The sequence below is a fragment of the Paraburkholderia caffeinilytica genome (assembly GCF_046030355.1).
GTDB lineage: Bacteria > Pseudomonadota > Gammaproteobacteria > Burkholderiales > Burkholderiaceae > Paraburkholderia > Paraburkholderia caffeinilytica_B.
The window spans coordinates 166,937-191,833 of record NZ_JAQQCQ010000014.1; the positions used below are offsets into that span (position 1 = coordinate 166,937).

21 protein-coding genes are annotated in these 24,897 nt (G+C 62.8%); 14 read left to right on the forward strand and 7 right to left on the reverse strand.

Going from position 1 to position 24,897, the window contains the following annotated elements; translation table 11 throughout:
* Positions 1–110 precede the first annotated feature (110 nt).
* The 6 genes from PQQ95_RS21605 (at position 111) to bioB (ending at position 7,053) form a co-directional block, all read left to right on the forward strand.
* Positions 111–1,391: a dienelactone hydrolase family protein gene (locus tag PQQ95_RS21605; RefSeq protein WP_408440412.1), complete on the forward strand. Its 1,281-nt coding sequence runs from the start codon at positions 111–113 to the stop codon at positions 1,389–1,391.
* A gap of 1,021 nt (positions 1,392–2,412) precedes the next feature.
* A complete protein-coding gene (locus PQQ95_RS21610) occupies positions 2,413–2,691 on the forward strand; it encodes a hypothetical protein (protein WP_408440415.1) in 279 nt (92 codons plus the stop codon).
* The gene (gene bioA, locus PQQ95_RS21615) at positions 2,669–4,018 is read left to right on the forward strand and encodes an adenosylmethionine--8-amino-7-oxononanoate transaminase (protein WP_408440416.1); all 1,350 of its coding nucleotides are present in this window, start codon (positions 2,669–2,671) and stop codon (positions 4,016–4,018) included. The genes PQQ95_RS21610 and bioA overlap by 23 nt, the downstream gene beginning before the upstream one ends.
* A complete protein-coding gene (gene bioF / locus PQQ95_RS21620) occupies positions 4,018–5,202 on the forward strand; it encodes an 8-amino-7-oxononanoate synthase (RefSeq protein WP_408440418.1) in 1,185 nt (394 codons plus the stop codon). Before bioA ends, bioF begins: the two co-directional genes overlap by 1 nt.
* A complete protein-coding gene (bioD, locus tag PQQ95_RS21625) occupies positions 5,199–5,930 on the forward strand; it encodes a dethiobiotin synthase (RefSeq protein WP_408440420.1) in 732 nt (243 codons plus the stop codon). The genes bioF and bioD overlap by 4 nt, the downstream gene beginning before the upstream one ends.
* 34 nt (positions 5,931–5,964) lie before the next feature.
* Complete coding sequence (gene bioB, locus PQQ95_RS21630) at positions 5,965–7,053, forward strand: biotin synthase BioB (RefSeq protein ID WP_408440422.1); 1,089 nt, start codon at positions 5,965–5,967, stop codon at positions 7,051–7,053.
* Between the two features lie 161 nt (positions 7,054–7,214).
* Here the strand turns inward: bioB and PQQ95_RS21635 are convergent, their stop codons facing one another.
* The gene (locus PQQ95_RS21635; RefSeq protein ID WP_408440423.1) at positions 7,215–8,240 is read right to left on the reverse strand and encodes a sulfate ABC transporter substrate-binding protein; all 1,026 of its coding nucleotides are present in this window, start codon (positions 8,238–8,240) and stop codon (positions 7,215–7,217) included.
* Positions 8,241–8,337: 97 nt separating this feature from the next.
* Positions 8,338–8,940 carry an RBBP9/YdeN family alpha/beta hydrolase gene (locus PQQ95_RS21640; protein ID WP_408440426.1) on the reverse strand — a complete coding sequence of 201 codons (603 nt, stop codon included), beginning with the start codon at positions 8,938–8,940 and terminating at the stop codon, positions 8,338–8,340.
* Positions 8,941–9,306: 366 nt separating this feature from the next.
* Here PQQ95_RS21640 and PQQ95_RS21645 point away from each other — a divergent pair, with 366 nt between their 5' ends.
* From PQQ95_RS21645 to PQQ95_RS21670, 6 genes are all read left to right on the forward strand, one after another.
* Positions 9,307–10,248: a 2-hydroxyacid dehydrogenase gene (locus PQQ95_RS21645; protein ID WP_408440429.1), complete on the forward strand. Its 942-nt coding sequence runs from the start codon at positions 9,307–9,309 to the stop codon at positions 10,246–10,248.
* 228 nt (positions 10,249–10,476) lie between these two features.
* Positions 10,477–11,403 (forward strand): hydroxymethylglutaryl-CoA lyase, encoded by a 927-nt coding sequence (locus tag PQQ95_RS21650; RefSeq protein WP_408440432.1) that lies wholly within the window; start codon positions 10,477–10,479, stop codon positions 11,401–11,403.
* A 78-nt stretch (positions 11,404–11,481) separates the two neighbouring features.
* On the forward strand, positions 11,482–12,003 hold the full coding sequence (locus PQQ95_RS21655) for a YbaK/EbsC family protein (protein ID WP_408440435.1): 522 nt from the start codon (positions 11,482–11,484) through the stop codon (positions 12,001–12,003).
* A 4-nt stretch (positions 12,004–12,007) separates the two neighbouring features.
* Positions 12,008–12,235, forward strand: a complete 228-nt coding sequence (locus PQQ95_RS21660) for a DUF1289 domain-containing protein (RefSeq protein ID WP_408440437.1) — start codon at positions 12,008–12,010, stop codon at positions 12,233–12,235.
* Positions 12,232–12,705: a MaoC family dehydratase gene (locus PQQ95_RS21665; protein WP_408440440.1), complete on the forward strand. Its 474-nt coding sequence runs from the start codon at positions 12,232–12,234 to the stop codon at positions 12,703–12,705. The genes PQQ95_RS21660 and PQQ95_RS21665 overlap by 4 nt, the downstream gene beginning before the upstream one ends.
* Positions 12,702–13,622: an MBL fold metallo-hydrolase gene (locus PQQ95_RS21670; RefSeq protein ID WP_408440443.1), complete on the forward strand. Its 921-nt coding sequence runs from the start codon at positions 12,702–12,704 to the stop codon at positions 13,620–13,622. The genes PQQ95_RS21665 and PQQ95_RS21670 overlap by 4 nt, the downstream gene beginning before the upstream one ends.
* A 434-nt stretch (positions 13,623–14,056) precedes the next feature.
* Here PQQ95_RS21670 and PQQ95_RS21675 read toward each other — a convergent pair whose 3' ends face one another.
* Positions 14,057–14,956: a DMT family transporter gene (locus PQQ95_RS21675; RefSeq protein WP_408440445.1), complete on the reverse strand. Its 900-nt coding sequence runs from the start codon at positions 14,954–14,956 to the stop codon at positions 14,057–14,059.
* A 114-nt stretch (positions 14,957–15,070) separates the two neighbouring features.
* Between PQQ95_RS21675 and PQQ95_RS21680 the strand changes: the two genes are divergently transcribed.
* Entirely contained in the window at positions 15,071–15,541 is a 471-nt protein-coding gene (locus PQQ95_RS21680; RefSeq protein WP_408440448.1) for an Lrp/AsnC family transcriptional regulator, read from the forward strand.
* A gap of 132 nt (positions 15,542–15,673) precedes the next feature.
* Here PQQ95_RS21680 and PQQ95_RS21685 read toward each other — a convergent pair whose 3' ends face one another.
* Complete coding sequence (locus tag PQQ95_RS21685; RefSeq protein WP_408440451.1) at positions 15,674–16,564, reverse strand: alpha/beta fold hydrolase; 891 nt, start codon at positions 16,562–16,564, stop codon at positions 15,674–15,676.
* Positions 16,565–16,878: 314 nt separating this feature from the next.
* Here PQQ95_RS21685 and PQQ95_RS21690 point away from each other — a divergent pair, with 314 nt between their 5' ends.
* Positions 16,879–17,838 carry an NAD(P)H-dependent flavin oxidoreductase gene (locus PQQ95_RS21690; protein ID WP_408440454.1) on the forward strand — a complete coding sequence of 320 codons (960 nt, stop codon included), beginning with the start codon at positions 16,879–16,881 and terminating at the stop codon, positions 17,836–17,838.
* A gap of 138 nt (positions 17,839–17,976) precedes the next feature.
* Here the strand turns inward: PQQ95_RS21690 and PQQ95_RS21695 are convergent, their stop codons facing one another.
* The 3 genes from PQQ95_RS21695 to PQQ95_RS21705 form a co-directional block, all read right to left on the reverse strand.
* Positions 17,977–21,624 carry a methylmalonyl-CoA mutase family protein gene (locus PQQ95_RS21695; RefSeq protein WP_408440457.1) on the reverse strand — a complete coding sequence of 1,216 codons (3,648 nt, stop codon included), beginning with the start codon at positions 21,622–21,624 and terminating at the stop codon, positions 17,977–17,979.
* Positions 21,625–22,064: 440 nt separating this feature from the next.
* The gene (locus tag PQQ95_RS21700; RefSeq protein WP_408440460.1) at positions 22,065–23,003 is read right to left on the reverse strand and encodes a LysR family transcriptional regulator; all 939 of its coding nucleotides are present in this window, start codon (positions 23,001–23,003) and stop codon (positions 22,065–22,067) included.
* 219 nt (positions 23,004–23,222) lie between these two features.
* A complete protein-coding gene (locus tag PQQ95_RS21705; RefSeq protein ID WP_408440462.1) occupies positions 23,223–24,311 on the reverse strand; it encodes a porin in 1,089 nt (362 codons plus the stop codon).
* Positions 24,312–24,897: the final 586 nt, after the last annotated feature.

The following is a 24,897-nucleotide window of genomic DNA, read 5'->3' on the forward strand; positions in this document are numbered from 1 at the left end:
CGAGCGTGTTTTTGTTTGTCGAAAACGCCGATGAAAGGCAATTGTCAGCGGCGACGTTCGACAGGCAAAGCATCACGGTGTTCAGGCAGGTTTTTGAGGCAGGTGCGTCAATGGTGTTCAGCAAGGTTCTGACGAAGTGTGCGGTGACGTGTGCAACAGCGATGTGCGCTGTCGCACTCGCGCATGCCGAGCCGCTCGCCGACACCCAGGCGGGACCGCTTACTCGCGCCCACGTGCCGCGCATTGCGCTCGATGACGACGTCTATCTGCCCTCCGCCAGCCTCAACGAACAGATCATCCGCGTGCCGGTCGATGCCACCGGTACCGTCACGCTCGAAACCACGATCTACAAACCGGACGGCGCCGGCCCGTTTCCGATGATCGTTTTCAACCACGGCAAAATTCCCGGCGACCCGCGCACGCAGGAGCGCAGCGACCCGCTGCCGTTCGCGCGCGAATTCGTGCGCCGCGGCTACGTGGTGGTGGCCCCGAACCGCCAGGGCTTTGGTCATTCGGACGGCGCATATCAGCAGAACGGTTGCGACGTCGAACGCAACGGCGTCGGCCAGGCCGGCGACGTAGCCGCGACGATCGACTTCATGTCAAAGCAGCCGTATGTGGACGCAACGCACATCGTGGTGGCCGGCACCTCGCACGGCGGCCTCGCGACGATGGCTTACGGCACCGAGGCCGCACCTGGCGTGCGGGCCTTGATCAATTTCTCGGGCGGTTTGCGGCAGGACGCGTGCGCCGACTGGCAGGGCAACCTGACGCGCACATTCGGCGCGTATGGCGAGAAAACGAAGGTACCGTCGCTGTGGCTGTATGGCGATAACGATTCGGTGTGGACAGCGCCGCTGGTGGCCGGCATGTATGCCGCGTACGTCGCACACGGTGCGAGCGCCAGGATGGTGGATTTCGGCAACTACAAGAATGACGCGCATCGGCTCGTGGGCGACCGCGACGGCGTGCATGTGTGGTGGCCCGCGGTCGAGGCGTTCCTCGCTCGGGCGGGGATGCCTACTGGCGTTCAATATCGGGTTGACGATCCTTCTGCGCCGAAGGCGAGCGGTTTTGCTGCTGTCGATGCGGTCGACTCGGTGCCGTTTGTCGACGAAGCCGGACGTAATGGCTATCGCAACTTCTTGCATCAGTATCCTAGCCGGGCTTTTGCTGTGTCGGATACGGGGGCCTGGTCGTGGGCCGAGGGTGGTGATAATCCGATGTCGGTTGCTATTGCTAATTGCCAGAAGCAGAGTTCGGCGCCATGCCGGTTGTATGCGGTGGATAACGCCGTTGTGTGGGGGGCTCAGTCTTCGCAGACGGCGGATTCTGATTCTTCTTCGGCAGGTTCTGCCGGTGATCGGCGGGCTATTGCTAGTCGGAATTAAGGGGTTTGATTTGCCCTTGCGGGGCTTGTTTGCTTGTTTGTGATGTTGGGCTTTTGTTGTTTTCTTCTCTTCTTCTCCCCTTTGCGGTGTTTTTTTCTGTGCGCTTTCGGGAGTGCCTTTTCTTGATTTGTTAGTGGTCTATTAGTGTTGGCCCCTGTGCGGGGCGGCACTTACTTTCTTTGCCGCCGCAAAGAAAGATAAGCAAAGAAAGCGGCTCACACCGCTAACTCTTAAGCGGGTTCCTCGCACAGTTGCGGTAGTGGTGCATCTGGAATCTGTGTTCTCGCACATTCGGCGCGAGTGACAAGGTCGTCATTCTTCCAGCGGCGCTGCGCGCGCCGAAGAGCGCTTCATAAAACCATTAGCTACGTTTCAACGCCCGCGTTTCGCTCAACACCTCCGTTCGCCATCACATATCCTTAGGCACATGCACATGCACATGCACATGCATTGGCATTGGCATTGGCGCAGGCGTAGGCGTAGGCACAGATAGGCATATGTCTACTGCTACTGTCATGAGTCGTTAGTCACGAGTCAAGAGTCAAGAGCGTTGGAACACATTTCGTTCGTGATGAGGGTTGGCTGGATCACTGTAGAGGCGCCGCGCCGAGGCGAAGCCGATGGCTCTCACCGACCTCAACTGGAGCCGTGGGTTTCCCATGCAGACCCATCCGCGACGCACGTAGTGCGGAGTGGGAACTGATGACACCTTTGTCACTAGAGGCTGAAGGTGCGGGGGCACGGATTCCAGATGCACCACTACCCTATGCAAGCCACGGCCCCCGCTTAGCACTAGCGGTTTGAGCCGCTTTCTTTGCTTATCTTTCTTTGCGGCGGCAAAGAAAGTAAGTGCCGCCCCGCACAGGGGCAACGCTAATAGACCACTAACAATTGAAAAAAAAGCCAACACCACAGGCACACAAACAAAAACCCCCAAACAAAAAGAACCCCTCAAAAAAAACCGCCGCAGGCAAAAAACCAACCCTAAACCCCAAATTCCCGCCCACAAGGCGCAACTACTTTGCCGTCGTCAACTCCGCCGATCAGCGACCTTCAGAACGAAACAGAAACCACCTGCATCGAACAGCGCCAAACCCCGGCGCCGCAGGCAAAAACCCAGCCCAAGCCCCTAGTGCACAGCGAGAAAGAAACCGCTAATCTCGACCCCGCACGCCTTTCCAAGGCCGCGCGCAGCGCACAGAAAAACCGCAGCGCGAATGAAAAGGCCCCAAAAAAACCAGCCGTGCAACGAGCAAAAAAGCACCTCGGAGTACCTTTTGGAAAAGTCAGCATCCCCTGAAGACTGGATCACCCGCAGCCTGCGCGCCGTCTGGCACCCCTGCACCCAGATGAAGCACCACGAGCGCCTGCCGCTCATCCCGATCGCACGAGGCCAGGGCGCGTGGCTCTACGATCGCGCGAACAATCGTTATCTGGACGCGATCAGCTCCTGGTGGGTCAACCTGTTCGGCCACGCCAACCCGCGCATCAACGCGGCATTGAAAGATCAACTCGATACGCTTGAACACGCGATGCTGGCCGGTTGCACGCACGAACCGGCCATCGAACTCGCGGAGCGTCTCAATGCGCTCACCAGCCACACGCTCGGCCACGCGTTCTTTGCGTCCGACGGCGCATCCGCCGTCGAAATCGCGCTGAAGATGAGCTTCCACTCGTGGCGCAATCGCGGCTTCGCGGACAAGCAGGAATTCGTCTGCGTCGCCAACAGCTATCACGGCGAAACCGTCGGTGCGCTCGGCGTCACGGATGTCGCGCTCTTCAAGGACGCCTACGATCCGCTCATCCGCAACGCGCACGTCGTCGCATCGCCCGATGCACGCCTCGCGCAATCCGGTGAAAACGCCGCCGACGTCGCACGCCGCGCGCTCGATCAGGTTCGCTCGTTGTTCGACGCACGCGCCACGAAAATCTCCGCGCTGATCGTCGAGCCCCTCGTGCAGTGCGCGGCCGGCATGGCCATGCACGACGCGTCGTATATCGCCGGCTTGCGCGCACTCTGCGACCAATACGGCGTGCATCTGATCGCCGATGAAATCGCCGTCGGCTGCGGACGCACGGGCACCTTCTTCGCGTGCGAGCAGGCCGGTATCTGGCCGGATTTCCTGTGTCTGTCGAAAGGGATCAGCGGCGGGTATCTGCCGCTTTCAATCGTGTTGTCGCGCGATGAAATCTTCGACGCCTTCTATCACGACGACACCGCGCGCGGTTTTCTACACTCGCACTCGTACACCGGCAATCCGCTCGCGTGCCGCGCGGCGCTCGCTACGCTCGATCTGTTCGCAAGCGACAACGTGCTCACCGTCAACGCCCAGAAATCCGCGAAGCTGAAAGCCGCGCTCGCGCCACTCGCCGAACACAAGCAGGTGCGTAATCTGCGTCAATGCGGCACGATCTTCGCATTCGACGCAGTCATCGACGACGCTCAGCAAGCCAAAACATTCTCGCGCCGCTTCTTCGAAAACGCGTTGCAGCGTGAACTGCTGCTGCGCCCGATTTCGACCACGGTGTACCTGATGCCCCCCTACATCCTCGACGACGAAGAACTCGCGCTGCTCGCCTCGCGCACGCGCGAAACCTTCGAAGCAACGCTTGCGGAGACCCGCTAATGCATCTGCTCGACACACTCACCGAAGGTCTCAAGGAGATCGACGAGCGCGGTCTGCGCCGCCGCCGCCGGACCGTTGACACGCCGTGCGCCGCGCATATGACAGTCGACGGCCGTGCGATCATCGGCTTCGCCAGCAACGACTATCTCGGTCTCGCCGCGCATCCGAAACTGATCGCCGCCATCGCTGAAGGTGCAGAGCGCTACGGTGCCGGCAGCGGCGGCTCGCATCTGCTCGGCGGCCACTCGCGCGCCCATGCGCAACTCGAAGACGATCTGGCCGAATTCGTCGGCGGCTTCGTCGACAATGCGCGCGCGCTCTATTTCAGCACCGGCTACATGGCGAATCTCGCGACGCTCACCGCGCTCGCCGGCCGCGGTACGACGCTCTTCTCCGACGCGCTGAATCACGCGTCGCTGATCGATGGCGCGCGCTTGTCTCGCGCCGACGTGCAGATCTATCCGCACTGCGATATGGAAGCCTTGAGCGCGATGCTCGACGCGTCGGATGCCGAAGTCAAAGTCATCGTCTCCGATACGGTATTCAGCATGGACGGCGATATCGCGCCGCTGCCGCGTCTGCTTGAACTCGCGGAACAGCACGGCGCGTGGCTGATCGTCGACGATGCGCACGGTTTCGGCGTGCTCGGTCCGCAAGGCCGTGGCGCGGTTGCAGACGCCGCTTTGCGCTCGCCGAATCTGATTTCGATCGGCACGCTCGGCAAGGCCGCGGGCGTGTCCGGTGCATTCGTCGTCGCGCACGAGACCGTGATCGAATGGCTCGTGCAGCGCGCGCGTCCGTACATCTTCACGACCGCGTCGGTGCCCGCTGCGGCACATGCGGTGTCGGCGAGCCTGCGCATCATCGGCGGCGAAGAGGGCGATGCGCGCCGTGCGCATCTCCAGCAATTGATCGAACGCACGCGCGCGATGCTCAAAGCCACGCCGTGGCTGCCGGTGGATTCGCACACTGCCGTGCAGCCGCTGATCATCGGCGCGAACGATGCCACGCTCGACATCGCGGCCACGCTCGATCGTGCCGGGCTATGGGTGCCGGCCATCCGTCCGCCGACGGTGCCCGCGGGTACGTCGCGGCTGCGCATTTCGCTTTCCGCCGCGCATTCGCAGGCGGATCTGGACCGGCTCGAAGCGGGCCTTCAACAACTCGGAGCGAAGGCGGCATGATCGGTTCGAGTCAAAGCGCGCTGTCCTTATTCGTCACCGGTACCGATACGGAAATCGGCAAGACGTTCGTATCCGCTGCGCTCTTGCGCGGTTTCGTTCGCGAGGGCCTGCAAGCCGCCGCGATGAAGCCGATCGCCGCGGGCGCGTTTGAAGTCGACGGCATGCTGCATAACGAAGACGCCGATCAACTCGATGCCGCGTCGAGCGTCCTGCTGCCGCCTGCGATTCGCACGCCGTATCTATTGAAGGAACCGGCCGCGCCCCACATCGCGGCCGCGCTGGAAAACGTCACGTTCGATATCGACCATATCGTCGATTGTCATGCGCAGGCTTTGAAGCAAGCCGAGATCGTTGTCGTGGAAGGCGTGGGCGGTTTTCGCGTGCCGTTGACCGCGACGCAAGACACCGCCGATCTCGCCGTCGCGCTGAAGCTGCCAGTCGTGCTGGTGGTGGGCATGCGCCTCGGCTGCATCAGCCATGCGCTGCTCACCGCCGAAGCGATCACTGCGCGCGGTCTCACGCTCGCCGGCTGGGTGGCGAATCGCGTCGACCCGGACATGACGTTCCCCGACGAAAACATCGCGTCGATTCGCGAGCATCTTGCGCGTGAACACGACGCTCCGTTGCTCGGCATCGTGCCGCATTTGAGCCCGGCTTCGCCCGAGTTCGCGGCGGATCAACTCGACATCAACCGGCTCCTGCAGACGCTGCGCCACGCGCAGCGCTGAAAACCCATCACATCCATCCATGAGGATTGACGACATGACGCAACTGAACATCGCCCCGGCGCCAGCCGACACGGCCGCATCGAATCACAACGCCAACAACGCTGCGGCAGGCGCCAAGCCGGTGGCCAAGTGGCGCGTCGCCGACCTCGTCGCGTTGTACGAACTGCCGTTCAACGACCTGATGTTCCGCGCGCAGCAAACCCATCGCGAACACTTCGACGCCAACACGGTGCAACTGTCGACGCTGCTGTCGATCAAGACGGGCGGTTGCGAAGAAGACTGCGCGTACTGTCCGCAGTCGGTGCACCACGACACCGGCCTGCAAGCCGACAAGCTGATGCCGGTCGATGAAGTATTGGCCGCCGCCAAGGTCGCGAAAGAAAACGGCGCGACGCGCTTCTGCATGGGTGCAGCGTGGCGCAATCCGAAGGACCGTCACCTCGAGCCGATCAAGGACATGATCCGCGGCGTGAAGGCAATGGGCCTCGAAACCTGCGTGACGCTCGGCATGCTGGAAACACATCAGGCGCAAGGTCTGCGCGAAGCGGGCCTCGACTACTACAACCACAACCTCGATACGTCGCCGGAGTTTTACGGCCAGATCATTTCGACGCGCACGTATCAGGACCGTCTCGACACGCTGGAACGCGTGCGCGATGCGGGCATCAACGTATGCTGCGGCGGGATTGTCGGTTTAGGCGAATCGCGCCGTGAGCGCGCCGGCCTGATCGCGCAACTGGCGAACATGGAGCCGTATCCGGAATCGGTGCCGATCAACAACCTGGTGCAAGTGGAAGGCACGCCGCTGACCGGCACCGAAGCGATCGATCCGTTCGAATTCGTCCGTACGATCGCGATTGCCCGCATCACGATGCCGCGCGCGATGGTGCGTCTGTCGGCAGGCCGTGAACAGATGGATGAAGCGTTGCAGGCGCTGTGTTTCCTCGCCGGCGCGAACTCGATTTTCTACGGCGACCAGTTGCTGACCACCAGCAACCCGCAAGCCGAAGCGGACCGCAAGTTGCTCGAGCGTCTTAGCATTCGGGCGGAAGCGGCACAGCAGATGCCGCTGGACCAGAGCGGTTGCGAGCATGGCTGCGATAAGCACGCTGCGCCGAACTAAAGCGCTATGCGAACCAGGCGTGTGTGATCGGGCATCATCACACACGCATAAAAAAGGCCACCTCGGAAATGAGCGGCACCCTGAATCGTCGGACGGATGTCCAACTTATTTGGGGGTGCCGTTCAGAAACGAGGCGGCCTTTTTACGTCTGACGCAGAGATTTACTTCTTATCCACAATGATCTGATCGAACGTTCCGCCGTCCGAGAAATGGGTCTGCTGCGCTTTCTGCCAGCTACCGAACATTTCTTCGACAGTGAAGGTCTTGATCGGCTTGAACTCGGCCGCATGCTTCGCGAGCACGTTCTTGTCACGCGGACGCAGGTGGTGTTGCGCAATGATTTCCTGCGCCGCCGGCGACCACAGGTAGTCGAGGTACGCCTGCGCTTCCTTGCGCGTGCCGCGCTTGTCGACCACCTTGTCGACGATCGACACCGGCGGCGCAGCCAGCAGGCTCACCGACGGATACACCGCTTCGAAATCGCCCGCGCCCACACCCGTGTCGATCAGCGACACTTCGTTTTCGAACGTCACCAGCACGTCGCCAATACCGCGTTGCGTGAAGGTGGTGGTCGCGCCGCGGCCGCCCGTGTCGAGCACTGGCACATTCTTGAAGATCGCCTTTTCGAAGTCGAGCGCCTGTGCATCGGTGCCGCCGTGTTGCTTGCGATAGCCCCACGCGGCCATATACGCATAGCGGCCGTTACCCGAGGTCTTCGGATTCGCGATCACCACTTGCACGCCGGGCTTGGCGAGATCGTCCCAGTCCTTGATGTGCTTCGGGTTGCCCTTGCGCACGAGGAACACCATCGTCGTGGTGTACGGGGCGCTGTCGTCCGGCAGACGGGCACGCCAGTTGGCGGGCACCAGTTGGCCCTTTTCGGCGAGCAGATCGATGTCGTTCGGCTGGTTCATCGTCACGACGTCAGCCTGCAGGCCTTGTAATACCGACAGCGCCTGCGCGCTCGATGCGCCATGCGACTGGCGAATCGACACGGTCTCACCGCTCTTCTGCTTGCATGCCGTGATGAAGCCGGCGTTGATGTCCTTGTACAACTCGCGTGTCACGTCGTACGACACGTTGAGTAGCGACACGTCCGCGTGCGCCGTCGAGACGCCGCCGAGCGCGAGCGTCATTGCCGTCATGCCGGCTGCCAGCCAGCGTGATGTCCCCGTCTTGCCTGCCATCTTGCCCCCGCCTATCGATGATAAAAACCTGTGGCCGCACAAACGTGCAGCAGGAAGCGGGATTCTAACGGATTGCTTACTGGTTCACTTGCAACACTCAAACGAACGCGTGCTGCGCGACCTCGAACGTCTCCTCGCGAAAGCGCAGCGGCGCCGCGCAATGCACCAGCGTATCGACGAAGTACTTCGCACGCGGCCACGGCCCGAATCCCGCCGCGGTGTTGATGTGACCCGCGTCGCCGAGATTGACGAACGCGCTGCCGAAACGCCGCGCGAGATCGCGCGAACCGGCGAGCGGCATCCATGGGTCGGTTTCGCTGCCGATCAGAATCGACGGCACGCCGAGACGCCGCGCGTCGAATGGTCCGGCGAAGGCGAATTTGTCCGGGCTCGCAGGCGCGACGAACAGCACGCCGACCACATCGTTCGCATACGAGGCCTGCTGCAACGCATGCGCTGTCGCGAGGCAACCGAAGCTGTGCGCGGCCAGCACGAACGGTCCGCGTTCACGCGCGAGCAGGTCGCGCAGTGACTTCGCCCAGACGGCGACGTCCGGGGCATCCCAGTCGGCCTGTTCGACGCGCAGCGAGCGCGCGAATTGTCGTTCGAGCCATGTTTGCCAGTGCGCGCCCTCGCTGCCGTGCAGGCCGGGAACGGTGACGAGCCGCGGCGGCCACGTCGATTTGGTGCATGAAAGCATGTAGTCCCTCGCTGCCGGAATCCGGGAAATGATTGTCCCGCCGGGCGCCGCAAGGGCGAACCAAGTTTTTGTGCTTTGTTTATGGGGCAAATGCGCGGCCCTGTCACTTCGCCCTGCCGCTCCCGGCCGTTGCCGTGGCTCGACGCGAGGCCACGCCGGGCATCTGGCCGAGTCCGGGCGTCAGGCCAAAACCGTACGCCCGTGCGCAAACGCGCGCGATCCGCGTCGAAAAAGTAGAATGAAGCCTATCCAGAAAAGGGGGAGGCTCATGCAGCAAGCGTCGTCTGAAGCACCGCGGGCGTTACAGCCGTACTTTCGGGCCTTTCCCGCCATCCGGCTCGACCACGCACGCGCCTTCCGGACCGTATGAAAATCCTCTTCTACATGCCGCACGCCGACGCCGCCGCGTGGCTTCACGACTTCGCCCGCGCGCTGCCGGAAGCCGAACTGCGCGAATGGCAGACGGGCGATAGCGAACCGGCCGATTTCGCGGTGGTCTGGCGCCCGCCGCGAGAGATGCTGGCCGGCCGCAACGATCTGCGCGCGATCTTCAATCTCGGCGCAGGCGTCGACGCGATTCTCGGGCTCGAACACGAGCAGCCCGGCACGCTGCCGCGCAGTGCCCAGTTGATCAGGCTCGAAGACACCGGCATGGCGCACCAGATGGCCGAGTATGTGACGCATGCGGTGCTGCGCTATCTGCGCCGTTTCGACGAATACCAGGCGCTGCAAAGCGAGCGCCGCTGGCAAGTGCTTGACCCGCATCCACGCGAGACCTTTACGGTCGGCGTGCTCGGTCTCGGCGTACTCGGTACGCACGTGGCGCAGGCAGTCGCGGCGTTCGGCATGCCGGTGCGCGGGTATAGCCGCAGTGCCCGGCAGGTCGACGGCATCACGACCTACGCGGGCGCCGCGCAGTTCGACGCGTTTCTCGACGGCGTGAAAGTGCTGGTGAATCTGCTGCCGCATACGCCGGATACGGGCGACGTGCTGAACCGGCGCACTTTTTCCCGGCTCGCGAGGGGCGCCTATCTGATCAACGTCGCACGCGGCGGGCATCTGGTCGAACCGGATCTGCTTGAAGCGCTCGCAAGCGGACAGCTCGCCGCCGCGACGCTGGACGTGTTCCGCGAAGAACCGTTGCCGCCCGATCATCTGTTCTGGCGGGAGCCACGCATCACGATCACGCCGCACATATCCGCGCTCACGTTACGCGAAGAGAGCGTCGCGCAGGTCGCACGGAAAATGGCGGCGCTGATACGCGGTGAAACGGTGAGCGGCGTGGTCGATATCGAGCGTGGGTATTGAGCGAAAATGTCGAGCATGGGTTTTTCTCACTAATGGGTCAAATTGAAGGAACGCCGCCAGGGGCGGGTTCATTGCATGGGACCAGAGTAAGCGCTAAAGCGCTAACTCCGGTCGACTGCGTTGCATGGGACCAGAGTAAGCGCTAAAGCGCTAACTCTGGTCGACCGCGTTGCATGGGACCGGAGTAAGCGCTAAAGCGCTAACTCCGGTCGACACAGGAGACAGATCATGGCTTTGCCGCAACACGTCAAAATCGTCGAAGTCGGTCCGCGTGACGGACTGCAGAACGAGAAAGAATTCGTCCCCACCGCGATCAAGATCGAGTTGATCAACCGCTTGTCGGCGGCGGGCTTTCGCAATGTCGAAGCCGCGTCGTTCGTGTCGCCGAAATGGGTGCCGCAAATGGCCGACGGCGCCGACGTGATGGCCGGTATCGAGCGCCGCGCCGGCACGATCTACTCGGTGCTGACGCCGAATCTGCGCGGTTTCGAAGGCGCACTCGCCGCGCGCGCGGATGAGATCGTGATCTTCGGCGCCGCCAGCGAAGCGTTCTCGCAGAAGAACATCAATTGCAGCATCGCGGAGAGCATCGACCGATTCGCGCCCGTCGCACAAGCGGCGAAGGATCACGGCCTGCGAATCCGCGGCAGCGTGTCGTGTGCGCTCGGCTGTCCGTATCAAGGCGAAGTGCCGGTGGCGTCCGTGGTCGATGTGGTCGAACGTTTTGCGGCGCTCGGCTGCGACGAAATCGATATCGCGGATACGATCGGTGTCGGCACGCCGAAGCGCACGCGCGAAGTGTTCGAGGCAGTCACCCAGGTGTTTCCGCGCGAACGTCTGTCGGGTCATTTCCACGACACCTACGGCCAGGCGCTCGCGAATATCTACGCGGCGTTGCAGGAAGGCATCGAGATCTATCACGCGTCGGTGGCGGGGCTCGGCGGCTGCCCCTATGCGAAGGGCGCAACCGGCAACGTCGCAACCGAAGACGTGCTGTATCTGATGAACGGCCTCGGCATCGAGACCGGCATCGACCTCGCGCAAGTCGTCGCGATCGGTGATTTCATTTCGACGTCGATCGGCCGGCCCAACGTCTCGCGCGCCGGCAAAGCGTTGCTTGCCAAAGCGCGCAGCGAACAGGCCAGCTGTGTTTGACGCTCGCCATGCATCTGACGATAAATCTGGCCACTCATTTCGCAGCACATTTCGGCCAATCATTCAGGACCTGAAACGATGACGGATCACACTTCCCCCGATTCCGACGATCTCGCCGCATTGCCCGACTCAGCACGCCGCGTCGCCCTGTTGTTGCGCGAACGCGGCCACGCCGGCCGGATCGTGATGCTGCCGGAAACCGGCAAGACATCCGCCGAAGCCGCAGCCGGCCTCGGCTGCTCCGTTGCACAGATCGCCAAGTCGATCCTGTTTCGCCGCCGTGAAGACGATGCGCCGGTGCTGGTCGTGGCGAGCGGCGCGAATCGCGTCGACGAAAAGAAGGTCGCGGCGCAAGTCGGTGAAATCGGCCGTGCGGACGCGAAATTCGTCCGCGAGAAAACAGGTTATGCGATCGGCGGTGTCTGCCCGATTGGCCACGCCACCGAACCCGTCACGCTGATCGATGCCGATCTGCTGGAACTCGACAGCCTGTGGGCCGCCGCAGGTCATCCGCATGCGGTGTTCAATCTGACGGCGCAGGAACTGATTGCGTTGACAGGTGCGCCGACGCTCGACGTGGCGCTGCGCGAGACGGCGTGAAACGATGACAGCGGCCATCGATAACGAAGACGACGAGGCTGCCGTGCCGTCACCGTGCATCAGCGTGTGCAGGATGGATGCGTCGACCGGTTGGTGCGAAGGCTGTTTGCGCACGATCGACGAAATCGCTAACTGGTCCGCGTTCGACGACGACGCCAAACGCGCCGTCTGGGACGCGATCGAGGAACGCCACGCGGCGTTCATGGCGAAGCAGGCAAAGGTGCCGCGATGAACGCCGCGCCGCGCATCGTGACGATCGGCGAGACGTTCAGTTCGACGCTCGCGCTATCGGCGGAATCGGTGAAATCGTTCGCCACGCTCGTCAACGATTTAAACCCCTTGCATCACGACGACGCATACGCCGCGCAAAGCCGCTTCGGCGGCCTGATCGCGTCCGGCACGCAACCGACCGCGCATTTCATGGCGCTGCTGGCAACCTACTTTTCGACGTACGCTCAGCCGCTCGGCCTCGAATTCGACATCAAGCTGAAGAAAGCGGTCCACGCGACCGATACGCTGACGATCACGTGGCGGGTGCGCGATGCCTTCTGGAAGCCGAGTCTGAACGGCGATCTGACGCATCTCGAAGGGACCGTGGTGAATCAGCGCGGCGACACCATGTTGACCGGCACGTCGACAATCCTGGTGATGCCGAAACCCGCTGCGACGGCGGACGCAACCGCGGACACAAAGGCATCATGATCAAGCTACCGGCATCGGTCCGGGTCTTCGAACGCGGCTGGCTATCGTCGAACAACGTGCTGCTGGTCGACGACACGTGTGCCGCACTCGTCGATACCGGCTACGCAACGCACGCCGCGCAGACTGTCGCGCTCGTGCAGCAAGCCCTCGGCGCGCGACCGCTCGATCTGATCGTCAACACGCATTTGCATTCGGATCACTGCGGCGGCAACGCGCTGTTGCAGTCGACGTGGCCGTGCCGCACCGCGATTCCCGCATCCGAAGCCGACGCGGTGCGCGAGTGGGATGAAAGCCGTCTGACGTTTCGCGCCACCGGTCAGACCTGCGAGCGCTTCACCTTCACCGAGACGATCGCACCCGGCGCGCAACTGCGGCTCGGCGCACCCGATTGGCAAGTACTCGGCGCGCCTGGCCACGATCCGCATTCGCTGATCCTGTATTGCCCGGACGAACGCATCCTGATCAGCGCGGACGCGCTGTGGGAAAACGGCTTTGGCGTGATCTTTCCCGAGCTGGAAGGTGAAAGCGGCTTCGCCGAAGAACAGGCGGTGCTCGAAGCCATTGCGAAGCTCGACGTGCGGCTCGTCATTCCCGGCCATGGCGCGCCCTTCACGAACGTCGAGCAGGCGCTGGAACGGGCGTTTTCGCGCGTCGCGTGGCTGCGGGCCGATCCGGCGCGTAATGCGAAGAATGCGTTGAAGGTATTGATCGTGTTCAAGCTGCTCGACGTCCGCGCGATGCGCTTCGAGACCTTATTGCGCATGCTTGACGATGCCGCCGCGATGCGCGCCGCCGCCACCATGCTCAAGCCGCGTGGCGAATGGCCCACATTGGTGCGCGCGATCGTCGAGGAACTGGCGGCCAAAAACGGGCCGTTGGAGATCGATGGCGAGCGCATCGTCGCGCGCCAGGCTTGACGCGTAGGGAGTCTGGCGGCCGGGCCGCTAATGGCGGGTGGCGGGTGGCGGGTGGCGGGTGGCGGGTGGCGGGTGGCGGGTGGCGGGTGGCGGGTGGCGGGTGGCGGATGCTAAGCGGGAAGCGGGAAGCAAAACACCAAAACCGTCGCCACAAAAAGAAAGCCGCTCGACCATCAAGGCGAGCGGCGGAAATTCTGTCGGACGTGATCAGCGTCGGTATGCATGATACGCGTGCCAGTTTTTTGACCGCATCAGTGATTTCCCTACAGAAGCTTGACACCGTCTTTTAAACCCGCATACAGACGACGCGTTACGAAGCTTCGTAGTCTCACGCGCTGGACGCCATGGGTCTGTCTATACGAACAAGGCAGCGCGCCGATTGCTCCGGAATCCGTACTATTTCCGGTTGATTCATCGGCGCCTCAACCTTTCCGTCAGGTCGAGGACAGGCGTTTCTGCGGCACGATCCGCCACCCGAGATTCACGCCGGCGGCCGCGAGCAGAATCAGCACGGCGCCGAGCACCTGAATCCACGCGAGTGTCTGCCCGAATGCAACCCGATCGACGATAATCGCCACCACCGGATAGATGAACGACAACGCGCCGGTCATGGAGGTCGGCAGCTTCTGGATCGCGCCGTAGAGCAGCACGTACATGAGCCCCGTATTGACGATCCCGAGCACGATCAATTCAAGCCACTGTACGCCGCTGGCCGGCAGCGCATCGAAGCGCACGAACGGCGCCAGCATCACGACGCCAAGCGACACCTGGATCAGCGCGATCAAATGGGGCGGTGTCCCCTTCAGGCGCTTCGTGATGATCGACGAGACCGCATACATCGCCGCCGCGCCCACGGCATAAGCGACCCCGACCAGATACTGGCCCGGCACCGCCAACACTGCCGGTTCGACCTTCACCACGAACACGAGGCCGATAAACGCAACCACCAGCCAGGCCACCGTCGACGCGCTGACGCGCTCGCGAAACACCAGCGCGCCGAGCGCGACCAACATGAAAGGCTGCGTGTTGTAGACGGCGGTTGCCATCGAGATCGAGGCGCGCGAATAGGCCGCGAACAGCAACACCCAGTTGATGACGATGGCCGCGCCGCCGAGCAGCGCGAGGCCGAGCATCTTCCACGAAAAGAGCTTGCGCCTGAAGAGGCCGAGCACGGCGCACACAAGCGCCAGCGTCGCGCCGCCGAAGATGCAGCGAAAGAACACCACATTGAACGGGCTCTGCTGCGACGACACCACCAGCCAGCCGATGGTGCCGGACATCAGCATGGCCATGGTCATTTCCGCCGCGCCGCGGCGAATCTCATTTGACGCCATGATCCGATCCTCGAATTGATTCCTGCATGAGAAGCAGTGTAATTAATCCGATTGCCGGAATACAGGGCTAAACTTAAGTCTTCCTGCGAAGGAACCTAATAATCGAAGGCCATCATGACCAAACGCCTTGCTCCCGCTGCACCTGCCACACTCGATGAAACCGATCGCGCGCTGCTCGCCGCGCTAGCGTTGGACGCGCGCCAGCCGGTCAGCGAACTGGCCCGCCTGGTCGGCCTTTCGGCGCCGAGTACGGCGGAGCGCGTTCGCAGGCTCGAAGCGCAAGGCGTGATCGAACGCTTCACCGTGCAGATCGATCCGCGCGCGCTCGGCTTCACGCTGCAGGCCATCGTGCGCGTGAAGCCCTTGCCCGGACAATTGCATCTGGTTGAAGACGTGATCCGACGGATTCCGGAATTTGTCGAATGCGACAAGGTGACGGGCGACGACTGCTTCATCTGCCGTCTGTATCTGCATTCAATCGAACAGCTCGACGAGATTCTGTCGAAGGTGACCGAGCGCGCGGAGACTAGCACCGCCATCGTCAAGTCGACGCCGGTCGCGCGCCGCTTGCCGCCGCTAGGTTGAGCGGAACGCGCGTGACCGCGTCGCTGTGCGCTGGCGTTCAAGCGAAACGATGGCCGCGTCGTCGGTGAACGAAACGGCCGCCGTGTCACGCATGCGCAAGCCGGCGGCCGCATTGCGCAAGGATAAAGTGGCTTACTGCTCGACCGCCTCGAAGAACGACAGCATCTCCGCGACCAGTTCGTCCGACGCCTCTTCGGGAATGTAATGCCCGCACGGCAATGAACGCCCGCTCACGTCCCGTGCGACGTGACGCCATTCCGCCAGCGCGTCGAAGCATTTCTCGATCACGCCCTTGTCGCCCCACAGCACACGCAACGGACAGCCGATCTTGTGGCCGCGCTCGATGTCGGCACGGTCATGCTCGAGGTCGATGCCCGCCGACGCCCGGTAGTCCTCGCACATTGCATGCACGGCGCCGGGTTGCGCCAGCGCGCGGCGATAGGCGTCAAGTGCATCGGGCGCGAACGGCGCGAGACCCGCGTGACGGCTGCCCATCACCGCATCGACATACGCGGCCGGGTTCGCGCCGATCAGCGTCTCCGGCAGCGGCTCCGGCTGGATCAGGAAGAACCAGTGAAAGTAATGCGTCGCGAAGGCACGGTCGGTGGCTTCGTACATTGCGAGCGTCGGCGCGATATCGAGCAGCATCAGGCGCTCGACGGCGTCGGGATGATCGAGCGCCATCCGGTGCGCAACGCGGGCGCCGCGATCATGTGCGCACACGAGGAATCGTTCGAAGCCGAAGTGGCGCATCACAGCGACCTGGTCGGCCGCCATCGCGCGTTTGGAATACGGTGTGTGGTTGGCATCGCTCGGCGGTTTGCCCGAGGCGCCGTAGCCGCGCAGGTCGGTCGCGATGACGGTGAAGTGCTCAGCCAATTGCGCGGCGCACCGCTGCCAGATCAGATGCGACTGCGGATGGCCATGCAGCAACAGAAGGGGTGGCCCTGCCCCGCCCTTCACTCCGAATATATCGACGTCGCCCACGGCGACACGAAAGGGCGTGAAATCCTCGAAGGCCATAGCGGGTCTCTTATCGTTTGGGTGTCAACGCATTGTAGGAGCGCAATGTGTCGATGCGGGGTGGGATAGCCCACGCAAGCATAGAACCTGAACACTCCTTCCAACTGTTCTAAACCGGCATGACGCAGCAGCTTCGCCTATAATCGAACGACCGTTCTTAAATTTTTGGGTGACTCTGGCAGATGCGGGGTGAGATCGCGGCGGCGGCGGCACAATGCCGGTCAGCCTCGGCGCACCCCAGCCCATGTGCCGCTAAACTCACAATCGCCGGGCGCTCTACTCCGCACCGGTCCGCTTATCAGGAGACTCGCACCATGGCCCTACCCGCCGTCCTGCAAAAACTCGCGCTGCCCGTCGTCGCTTCGCCGATGTTCATCGTCAGCTATCCCGAACTCGTGTTGGCTCAATGTAAGGCCGGCATCGTCGGCTCGTTCCCCGCGCTGAATGCTCGCCCGGCCGAACTGCTCGACGAATGGCTCACGCAGATTCAGGCGCAACTCGCCGAACACAAGGCGGCCAATCCCGACGCGATCATCGGACCGATCGCCGTCAACCAGATCGTCCATCAGTCGAATACGCGGCTTGAGCACGACGTGCGGGTATGCGTCGAACACAAGGTGCCGATTTTCATCACCAGCCTGCGCGCACCGGCGCGCGAGATCGTCGACGCGGTGCATAGCTATGGCGGCATCGTGCTGCACGACGTGATCAACCTGCGGCATGCGCAGAAGGCCCTGGAAGCGGGCGTCGATGGGCTGATCCTGGTAGCGTCGGGTGCCGGCGGCCATGCGGGCACGACTTCGCCGTTCGCGCTGGTCGGCGAAGTGCGGCGCATGTTCGACGGCCCGATCGTGCTGTCCGGCTCGATCGCCAATGGCGGCTCGATTCTCGCCGCGCAGGCCATGGGCGCGGACCTCGCCTACATGGGCACGCGTTTCATCGCGACCCAGGAAGCGCACGCGGTCGACAGCTACAAGCAGGCAATCGTCAATTCCACGGCGTCGGACATCATCTACACGAACCTGTTCACCGGCGTGCACGGCAACTACATCCGCGAAAGCATCGTGAACGCTGGGCTCGATCCGGACGCGCTGCCGGAATCGGACAAGACCGCGATGAACTTCGGCAGCGACAAGGCGAAGGCGTGGAAAGACATCTGGGGCGCAGGCCAGGGCGTGGGCCTGATGGACGATGTGCCGAGCGTCGGCGAACTGGTTCAGCGTTTGACGGCGGAATATAACGACGCAAAAGCGCGGCTGGGAATCGCGCGGTAGGTGTCTGGCTAAAACGTTCTGTTGCGGTTCGGGTTCGGGTTCGGGTTCGGGTTCGGGTTCGAGAGTCGCAGCATGTCCGCCATTCACACTGGGCGTGATACGCGGCCTCTTCAGTAGGCCTCGTATCACGCCCAAACTTCACATATTGCGGCGGTACTGCCCGCCTACTTCAAACAACGCGTGCGTGATTTGCCCAAGCGAGCAGACGCGCACGACGTCCATCAGCACCGCGAACACGTTTTCATCATCGATCACCGCGCGCTTCAGGCGCTCGAGCGCCGCGTGTGCGTCGTCACGGTGCCGCGCCTGAAAATCGCGCAGACGCTTCAACTGGCTCTGTTTTTCTTCGTCGGTGGAACGGGCCAGCGCGATCGGTTGCGGCGCTTCGTGCGGATGCGCGCTCAAAAACGTGTTCACACCGACAATCGGATATGAGCCGTCGTGCTTGCGATGCTCGTACAACATCGACTCGTCCTGAATCCGCCCACGCTGATAGCCCGTCTCCATTGCGCCCAGCACGCCGCCCCGCTCAGTGAGCCGATCGAATTCCGCCAGTACCGCTTCTTCCACCAGATCGGTCAGCTCCTCGATCACGAAGCTGCCCTGATTCGGATTCTGATTCTTCGCCAGCCCCCATTCGCGGTTGATGATCAGCTGGATCGCCACCGCGCGGCGCACCGAATCCTCGGTGGGCGTGGTGATCGCTTCGTCGAATGCATTGGTGTGCAGCGAATTGCAGTTGTCGTAGATCGCGATCAGCGCTTGCAGCGTGGTGCGGATATCGTTGAAGTCGATTTCCTGCGCATGCAGGCTGCGGCCCGAGGTTTGCACGTGGTACTTGAGCTTCTGGCTGCGTTCGTTCGCGCCGTAGCGTTCGCGCATTGCAATGGCCCAGATGCGTCGCGCGACACGGCCGAGCACTGTGTACTCTGGGTCCATGCCGTTGGAAAAGAAGAACGACAGATTTGGCGCAAAGTCGTCGATCGACATGCCGCGCGCGAGATAGGCCTCGACATAGGTAAAACCGTTCGCGAGCGTATAGGCCAACTGCGAGATCGGGTTCGCGCCCGCCTCGGCAATATGATAGCCGGAGATCGACACCGAATAGAAATTGCGCACACCGTGATCGACAAAGTACGCCTGAATATCGCCCATGACTTTCAGGCTGAACTCGGTCGCAAAGATGCATGTGTTCTGGCCTTGGTCTTCCTTCAGGATGTCGGCCTGTACGGTGCCGCGCACGTTTTCCAGCGCCGTGCGGCGAGCGGTGGCGAGCTCGTCGGCGGTGGGTTTGCGTCCTTCCTGCTGGAGTTTTTCGTTTAGACGTGCGATCTGCTGGTCGATCGCGACGTTGAAGAACATCGCGAGAATCGTCGGCGCCGGGCCGTTGATCGTCATCGATACCGACGTTTCCGGCGCGCACAGATCGAAGCCGTCGTAGAGCGTTTTCATGTCGTCGAGTGTGGCGACGGAGACGCCCGAGTTGCCTACCTTGCCGTAGATGTCGGGGCGCTCGTCCGGCTCTTCGCCGTAGAGCGTGACCGAATCGAAGGCTGTCGAAAGACGTTTGGCCGGCATGCCTTCGGAGAGCAATTTGAAGCGGCGGTTGGTGCGGAACGGATCGCCTTCGCCCGCGAACATCCGGGTCGGGTCTTCGTTTTCGCGGCGGAACGGAAACACGCCGGCGGTGAACGGAAAGTAGCCCGGGAGATTGTCGAGCATCAACCAGCGCAGGATTTCGCCATGGTCGACGAATTTCGGCAGTGCGACTTTGCTCACCCTGGATCCGGATAGCGTCGTGACGGTGAGCGCAGTGCGAATTTCGCGATCGCGTATGCGAACGATGTGTTCGTCGCCGGAATAGGCGAGCACGGTTTGCGGCCAGATGTCGAGCAGTTGGCGTTCGCGTTCGCCGAGGGCTGCGGTGCGTTGGGCGATGAGCGTTTCGAGTTGGGTTTGAGGCATGTTTGCGGAGTTTGCCGCGACATTTGAGGCTGAGCCTGCAGACGGGGCAACGCCGAAGGGCGTGCCTGTGCCTGTGCCTGTGCCTGTGCCTGTGCCTGTGCCGGTGCCGGTGCCGGTGCCGGTGCCGGTGCCGGTGCCGGTGCCGGTGCCGGTGCCGGCATCAGCTTCGCCGAGCATGCGACGCGCTTCTATAAGTTGCCAGCGCTCACGCGCCACCCGTGCTTGCGCATCAGCACGCTCGCGGTACGCATGAACGGTCTGCGCGACATCCGCCAGATAGCGAACGCGCGCAGGCGGCACGATGGCGTTGCGGCCGCTCGAAAAACGCAGGTTGTCGAGCACCGGCAAACGCCCGCCGCCTGAACGCAGGCCGTGCGTGCGCAGCGCTGCCGCGACATGCTGATACAACGCGGTCACGCCGTCGTCGTTAAAGCGCGAAGCGATCGTGCCGAACACCGGCATTGCGTCTGGCGCCTTCGCGAAATCGCCACGATTGCGCTGCACCTGCTTGGCAACATCGCGCAGTGCGTCCGGTGCACCTTTACGGTCGAACTTATTGATCGCGACGAAGCTGGCGAAGTCGAGCATGTCGATCTTTTCCAGCTGACTTGCCGCGCCGAATTCCGGCGTCATCACGTAGAGCGATTCGTCGACGAGCGGCACGATCGCCGCGTCGCCCTGCCCGATTCCAGACGTCTCGACGATGATCAGATCGAAGCCCGCGGCCTTGCACAGCGTCAGCACGTCTTCCAACGAAGTCGTGATTTCGCTCGATGCGTCACGCGTCGCCATCGAGCGCATATACACGCGCGCGCCGCCGCCCCAATCGCCGATTGCGTTCATGCGGATGCGGTCGCCGAGCAGCGCGCCGCCGGATTTGCGGCGCGACGGATCGATGGCCAGCACGGCGATGGTGAGGGCGTCGCCATAGTCGAGGCGAAACCGGCGGACCAGTTCGTCAGTGAGCGAGGACTTGCCCGCGCCGCCGGTGCCTGTGATGCCGAGAACGGGGATGTCCGCCGCCTCCGCGAGGACCGATAGTATTTCCTGCTCGGCCGATTGGACGCGGCCCGCTTCGTATGCGCTGACTAGTTGCGCAAGGCGGCGGAAGGTGAAGGCGGCAGGGTCTGGTTGTTCGGCGGTGTTGGCGGTGTTGGCAGTCCCGGTGAGCTTGCTAGCGTAGCGAGCCCCACCGGCCTGCCGCGTCTCGCCGGAAAGATCACACTCGTTGGCGTGATCACCACCACGCGTCTCGACGTGCAACGCTGCGCGCGGCTCGAAACGCGGCAGCCCACACGCCGACAGGTCGGCCACCCACCCGCCAACCGGGCTCTCCCGCACGGCGGCAGCGGCACGCGCCACTTCGGCGCAGCGCGTAATCATGTCGTCGATCATGCCTTGCAGGCCGAGTCGCTGGCCGTCATGCGGCGAATAGATCTTCTCGACGCCGTACCGTTCGAGTTCGGCAATTTCTTCAGGGACGATCACGCCTCCGCCGCCGCCGAATACCTTGATGCGCTCGCCGCCACGCGCGCGCAGCAGGTCGACCAGATAGCGGAAGTATTCGTTATGGCCGCCCTGATAGCTGGACACGGCGACGCCGTCAGCGTCTTCGTGCAGCGCGGCGGTGGCCACCTCGTCGACGGAGCGGTTGTGGCCGAGGTGGATCACCTCGACGCCGCTCGCTTGCAGGATGCGCCGCATGATGTTGATCGACGCATCGTGACCGTCGAACAAGGCGGCAGCAGTGACGAAACGCAGGCGCCGGCCCGCGGGCAGCTTGTGGCCACCGGCGCGCTGCGGCGTGGACAGATCGGTCATGTCTCCCCCAGATCGTTACGCGTATGGGTGCTGGCAACCAGTATAGCTAAACGGCCACGAGCGGCCTCGACCGGCCTGGCTGTGAAACTGGACGCGTTGGTGGTGCGGCGGGCCCGGCCGTGCCCGCTTGGCGGGTTGGTTGGTGACCCAAGCCGGCCACACCATCTGTCGGGCCGCCCGACCACCTGAACCCGCCACACCGTCCGTCAAGCCGCCCGACCACCTGAGCCCGCCACACCGTCCGTCAAGCCGCCCGACCACCTGAGCCCGCCACACCGTCTGTCAAGCCGCCCGACCACCTGAACCCACCACACCGTCCGTCGGGCCGCCCGCTCACCTGAGCTAGCCAAACCGTCTGTCGGGCCGCCCGCTCACCTGAGCTAGCCAAACCGTCTGTCGGGCCATCCGACCACCCGATTCAGCCACGCTTCCCGGCTTGCCTACCGCACCGCGAGCGCCTTGATCTGTTCGAGCGAAGGCCACAGCGATTCGTTCGCGAACCGCTCGGCCAGGAAGTCGACAAACGAGCGCACCTTCGCCGACAGATGCCGACGGCTCGCATAGACCACATGGATCGGCAACTCGCGCGGCGGCACGTCGTCTACCAGCAGCGGCACAAGACGCCCCGCGGCCAGATCCTCGCCGATCACCTCGGTGCCGAGCATCGCGATGCCCGCCCCTTGCAGCACGATCACGCGCTGCGCCTCCAGGTGGTTGACGATCAGATTGCCGGACAGACGCACGCGTGGCGAGCCATCGCCGGTCGCGGGCGCAATTTCGAGGGCGGACACGCCTGCATATTGCAGATAGTTGTGGCGCGCCAGATCGGCGACGGTCTTCGGCGTGCCATGCCGGCGCAGATAAGCCGGCGACGCGCATAGCACCAGATGGGCGGTCGCAATCTGCCGCGCGATCAGCGAGGACGACTTCAGCCCGCTCGGCGAAGCCCGGATCGCGACGTCGAAGCCTTCGTCGATCAGTTCGACCACGCGGTCGGACAGAGTCATGTCGACGGTGACCTGCGGATACTGCGCGGCGTAGTCGGCCACCGCGGCCATCACGTGGCTCAAACCGAATGCCGACAGTGACGACACCCGCAGGCGCCCTTGCGGCACGACACTCGCCGCGCCGACCACCTGCTCGGCTTCTTCGAGTTCGGTGAGCACCTGGCTCAAACGCTCGTAGTATTCGCGGCCCGCCTCGGTCGGCGCGACACGGCGCGTGGTGCGGTTCAGCAAACGCGCGCCGAGCTGCTGTTCGAGGTGCATCACATGCTTGCTCGCCATGGCCGCCGACATCTCCATCCGTTCAGCCGCGCCGACAAAACTGCCGACTTCGACCACATGGCGGAACACTTTCATGCTGACGAGGGTATCCATCTCAATCGCTCGCTTCAGGAATCAATCGACGCCATTCTGCCGGGTTTATCAAAAACTGGTCGGCAAATCGGGAATGCAGGCGCAAAAAGGACGCCAGAAGCGGCAAAGCCCACCTTCCGAAGAAGGTGGGCTTTGCAGATGTTGCCCGGCTGGGCACGGACGGTTGGCAGTACGCGGCAGCCGCTCGCAGGCGCCTGCCGCCTTGCCTCCCGACGACGCTTAGAACTTCGCGCGCAGGCCGACGCCGTACGTGTTGCCGCTCGACTGGCTGGTGATCTTGTCGTACATGTAAGCCGCGTAGATATCCGTGCGCTTGGACAGCGGATAGTCATAGCCAACCGCAGCCGTCTGACGGGTCTGATTGAGGCCGCCACCGTCGCGCGAATAGGCGTACGACGCCATCACCGTGCCCGGGCCGGCCGGTACCGACACGCCGCCCTGCCCCGTATTCACGTGCCAGCTCGAAATGGTCTGCTGGTTATACGTGTACATGTACTGGCCATAGAACTTCACGAACTTCAGGTCGTACGAGACGCCGGCTTGCGCCACGCTCTGGCTCTTCAGACCCGGCACGCCCGACGTATCGAAGCTGCCGAGGTCGCCCGGCACGCTGTTGAAGTTCACGTACTGGTACACCGCGGTCGCCGCGAACGGGCCGTGGAAATACAGCACCTGGCCGCTCCACTTCTTCGCGCCGTTCTCGCCCGCCGTATTACCCAGCGCGTACATCGCCGTCGCGGACAGGCCATTGAAGTTCGGCGACGAGTACGACACCGCGTTGCTCCAGCCCGAGTCGCCGGTCACACCCTGATCGGTCGTGTAGGTCGGGAACGTGCCGAGGCCGAGGTACACGTGGGCCACCATCGGCGAGAACACGTACGAGTCGATGAACGGGTTGAACAGAATCGTCGACACGAACAGCGGCGTGGTCAAACGGCCCGCCGTCACCGTACCGTACGGCGATTCGATACCGACATAGGCGTTACGCGAGAACATCGTGTCGCCCGTGAAGCGGCCGTACTGGCCGTTCTGCGCGAGGAAGAAGCCTTCCAGCGCGAAGATCGCCTTGTAGCCGTTACCCAGATCCTCAGCCCCCTTCAAGCCCCAGTACGACGTCGACATACCGCCACCGGACACCTGGACCGCCGTCTTGCCGCCCGGGAATTTCTGCGCACCCACCCATTCGTCGACCTGACCGTAGAGTTGCACGCTCGATTGCGCAAAAGCAGACGATGCACTGGCCAGCAGGGCGGCACACGCGGTTACCTTGAGGGTGGTCTTCAGCGCACTGCTGATGCTTGTTTTCATGGGTTCTCCTGTCTTTGTCAAAAGGGTGTGGCTGTGCGAAAGGGGGAGCTCGCGCGAATGATTGTTGTTGTCCGTTCGATCATCGAGCCAATCTGGGCGGGACCATCTTTGCGGACCATTTTTATGGACAAAAATATCGTGGGTTATTGCGGGTATAGCGATCTGATTAGTTTTGTCACTTATCGGCCTGATAAAGCGGCGTCCCTATACGTCGTCACTGCATCGCCGCGGACGTCGCCGTTCGGCGCAAAGCGTTACTGACATTGCACCCGACTGGGTGATAACGGTTCAGATGACATGCGGATGACGCGCCGCGGCGAAAACGATCAAATTTGACGACGGGAAGCGATTTGCTGCCGAATGTTTTCAAAAAAGTGTGGCGTCGAAACGTCACATTGACAGGGGGTTTTCTGGCGGGTTGCAAAGCGGAATGCCACGGTAAACCGGTTTAAGAACCGGCGAAGCGGATTCGGCGAAGCCTGGGAGGAATTCGGCGAGGCGTGGGAGGGAAATTCGGTGAAGGGGAATTCGGTGAGGCGGGCGGAAAGACGAGGAGCGGTGTTAGACCGCATTGGGCGGCAGCGAG